General features: G+C 42.7%; 5 protein-coding genes. 2 read left to right on the top strand and 3 right to left on the bottom strand.

The genetic code is table 11. The features are described 5' to 3' along the window. Positions 1–233 precede the first annotated feature (233 nt). Together DFR44_RS11190 and DFR44_RS11185 are read left to right on the top strand one after the other, a co-directional pair. Positions 234–554: a type II toxin-antitoxin system RelE/ParE family toxin gene (locus DFR44_RS11190; RefSeq protein WP_246012110.1), complete on the top strand. Its 321-nt coding sequence runs from the start codon at positions 234–236 to the stop codon at positions 552–554. Beyond that, complete coding sequence (locus DFR44_RS11185; protein ID WP_211336967.1) at positions 551–838, top strand: addiction module antidote protein; 288 nt, start codon at positions 551–553, stop codon at positions 836–838. The genes DFR44_RS11190 and DFR44_RS11185 overlap by 4 nt, the downstream gene beginning before the upstream one ends. 447 nt (positions 839–1,285) lie before the next feature. On the opposite strand, the gene DFR44_RS11180 is transcribed toward DFR44_RS11185, so the two are convergent. The 3 genes from DFR44_RS11180 to DFR44_RS11170 form a co-directional block, all read right to left on the bottom strand. Then, positions 1,286–2,323 carry an IS110 family RNA-guided transposase gene (locus DFR44_RS11180; protein ID WP_133621647.1) on the bottom strand — a complete coding sequence of 346 codons (1,038 nt, stop codon included), beginning with the start codon at positions 2,321–2,323 and terminating at the stop codon, positions 1,286–1,288. Positions 2,324–2,443: 120 nt separating this feature from the next. Then, positions 2,444–2,620 (bottom strand): type II toxin-antitoxin system RelE/ParE family toxin, encoded by a 177-nt coding sequence (locus DFR44_RS11175; RefSeq protein WP_133621646.1) that lies wholly within the window; start codon positions 2,618–2,620, stop codon positions 2,444–2,446. Further along, positions 2,607–2,873 carry a type II toxin-antitoxin system RelB/DinJ family antitoxin gene (locus tag DFR44_RS11170; protein ID WP_133621645.1) on the bottom strand — a complete coding sequence of 89 codons (267 nt, stop codon included), beginning with the start codon at positions 2,871–2,873 and terminating at the stop codon, positions 2,607–2,609. The genes DFR44_RS11175 and DFR44_RS11170 overlap by 14 nt, the downstream gene beginning before the upstream one ends. Positions 2,874–3,335: the final 462 nt, after the last annotated feature.

Genomic DNA, 3,335 nt, shown 5'->3' with positions numbered 1-3,335 from the left:
CCTGCTTATAAAATAAGCAGAATACTTGGATTACCTGGTCAATTTTGAACGCAAATTTATGCCTTTAAATGGTCAGTTTTGAACGAGCAGCAACAGCTTGTAGGGGTAGGCGTTTGGGTTTCGACTGTATTCATGCTTTTGTATTGTACAATACAAAACAATGTCACTTAATCGTCAGTGAATGACACATCCTTTGAAGTGGATATGATGTGCATGTTGCTTTAATGTAACTTATGAGTTACGATGTGAATATGAAAACCATCATCACAACAGAACAATTCATTGATTGGTTCCGAGGTTTACGTGACAGAACGATTCGAACGCGTATTCAAGCACGAATTGATCGAGCAGCATTGGGGAATTTTGGAGATTGTGCACCTGTAGGTCAGGGCGTCTCTGAAATGAGGCTCCATTTTGGAGCAGGGTATCGCGTATATTTTATTGAGCAAGGGTTAGAAATCATCATATTGTTGGTCGGTGGTGATAAGTCGACACAATCTAACGACATTGATACCGCAATCACACTGGCCAATGACATTAGGAGTACATCGTGACAAAATTACACACATGGGATAGCGCAGAGCATCTCAAAACCACAGAAGACATGCAAGCGTATTTGCAAGCATGTATTGAAGAAGCGCCTGACGATGCGGCGTACATCGCTCACGCATTAGGTGTTATTGCTCGAGCAAAAGGGATGACTCAACTTGCCAAAGACACAGGACTTGCAAGGGAAAGCCTTTACAGAGCGCTGTCGGGAGAGGGGAACCCTGAGTTTTCGACTGTACTTAAAGTTATGCGCGGATTAGGCTTGAATTTTGCAGTTAAAACAAACTAACTATAAATAATGAAGTTTGACAAGGGCTTGTCAAGAATTGAGGGCTGATGCTTGTTTTTATCTAATTTTTAGTTTTATATGAAAAATTTTAATTTTCACACAGGATATGCGGCGAAATGAAAACATATATGGACTCCCCACTGTTTGCAAGTGAAAGCGCATCAGATTTCAACAAAAGTACGACTGCAACCGTATATTCGGCTTCAATAGAGCATTTGAAGGGCTCCGAGCCATAATGATTGTTCGCATGTGCAATTCTTATCGGAATATCGGCTTCATAATGAGCCACGTTTTCTGTCAGAGTGTTTGCACATCGGTCTTACCTGTTGTTCATCAGCCTTTTACTGGCAATCGTGTGGACGGTACATTCATTACTAAATTTTCGGTTTTTAAAGACCTTACTGATTTGATTTTCAATCAGTAAGGCGCGTAGTGCGCAGCACGAAGCTACGCTTCCAGTGTAATCAAACGTGGCGGTCGATAATCCTCGCCTTTGGTCAACAAGGACCAAACAATTCGTGCCGTTTTATTGGCAAGAGCAACTGCCACCACATTATTATGTCGTCTTAAAAGAAGACTTTGAATCCATAAACTGCGCTCATCCGTCTTATTGACGCAATATCGCACGACGTTTTGAGCGCCTTGTATCAACAAGGTTAGTAAATAACTGTCGCCATGCTTGGTAATGCCGCTCAGTTTGGTCTTACCGCCACTTGAGTTCTGTCGTGGCGTTAAACCCAACCACGCCGCAAAATCACGCCCCGTTTTGAACATGTTCGCATCCACTGCGGCACATTCCATTGCACTGGCAGTGATGGGGCCTATGCCTTCAACGGCTATAAGACGTTTCACAACTGCACTGGTCTTGACATGAGTGTTGAGCATGAGATCAAATCGTTCCATTTCAGCATCCAAATTAGTTAAACGGTCAGCCAATAAATGCAACAATTCAGACAAAGGCGCTGGAAATACCCTGCTTTCGTTACGCATAGTATCAATCAAAGTGGTTCGCGTACAAGTTGCGCCCAGTGCTTTACAGACAATGCCAAACTCCGCCAAAGTGCTGCGAATTTCATTAAGTAGCGCAACACGGGCTTTAATAGTGACGCTTCGCGCTCGATGCACCAGTTGCATGGCTTGTGCTGCCTCGTTTTTGGTGGCAACGAATTTCATGTGGGGACGTGATGCGGCTTCACAAATAGCGGCTGCATCGTTGGCATCATTCTTACCACGTTGCACATAAGGTTTGACGTGTTGCGGGGCAATTAATTTGACGTGATGTCCCAAACTTGCCAGTGTGCGTGACCAGTAATGTGCTGTACCACAGGCTTCCATTGCAATATTGCAAGGCGGTAAAGCACTGAAATACTCAATCATTTGATTTAACTTGAGCTGTTTCTTGACCACTACTTCGTCACGTGCATTAACGCCGTGAATTTGGAATACATTTTTTGCAAGTTCAATACCAATTCGTTTACAATTCATTTGGACTCTCCTGTCTACGTTTGCTGTTGAAGGGGTTGATGCTCCCAACAGTTTGGCACATTACGATGCCGTTTTGTAGGTGTGGGGAGTCCATATCATTGTATAAAGGGCGTTAAGACTTTAAAACAGCTCGCTGTGTGAGCCAAGCCAGTCACCCGTCAAAGAATGGTCACGATATTTATCAGGCAACGCCTCATCATTGAGAAGTTTGTAGAGCACTTCAATCAATGCAGTCTCAATTTCTCCATGCTTTTTAAAATCTCGTTTAAATGCTGTTGAACGATCAATTATCCGCATGAAGGTCATCCATCAAGTCACTCATCGATTTCAATCGCTTGCCTTTTCCTGATTCGAGTTCAGAAATGGCTTTACGGGTTGTGGCGTTGGGTACTTTGACGTTAAATGGCAAACGATGTTCTTCGGCGATACGAATCATCAATAAACGTATCGCATCAGAAACAGACAGCCCCATTGCTTCAAGTGCCTCTGAAGCCAGTTCTTTTGTGCGCGTGTCAATTCGAGCGCGGACGTAAGTATCTGCAATTCCCATGACTTTCTCCTGTGTTAAATGGTGAGCAATGACTAATATTGTAGTCCTATCGTAGTCACAAATCAAGAGGCAATATTTGACATCGCTCGCAAAGGTCTAAATTTGCCCGCGCCAACTTTGACCCAGCTTTTCCACAGATAAATGAGTTGTTGACGCTGAAACAATCTAGCACACTTTGATGCTGTCTTGAAATGGTACGGCTGAGCCCTTACTGATAATTTTCATTATCATAAAGTGTTGCACCAAAATAACAAAAAAGCGCATTTTTAAAATGCGCTTACCGTGAAACATTTTCTAATTTTAACTAATCAATTCATTGTTTCCCTTTTAGAATCAATGAACTAAGAAACCAACAAATCGAAATTGATTTTGCGTGGAACATAATTTAAGGCGATCAGAGCGCCAAAATCGGACAGTTTTGTCGTTAATGCGGCTGAGCCGGCAAAATACTATAAGAAATAC

It is taken from the genome of Hydromonas duriensis (genome assembly GCF_004363775.1).
GTDB lineage: Bacteria > Pseudomonadota > Gammaproteobacteria > Burkholderiales > Burkholderiaceae > Hydromonas > Hydromonas duriensis.
The sequence above is the reverse complement of the archived record's forward strand: the minus strand, read 5'-3'. Positions and strand labels throughout refer to the sequence as shown.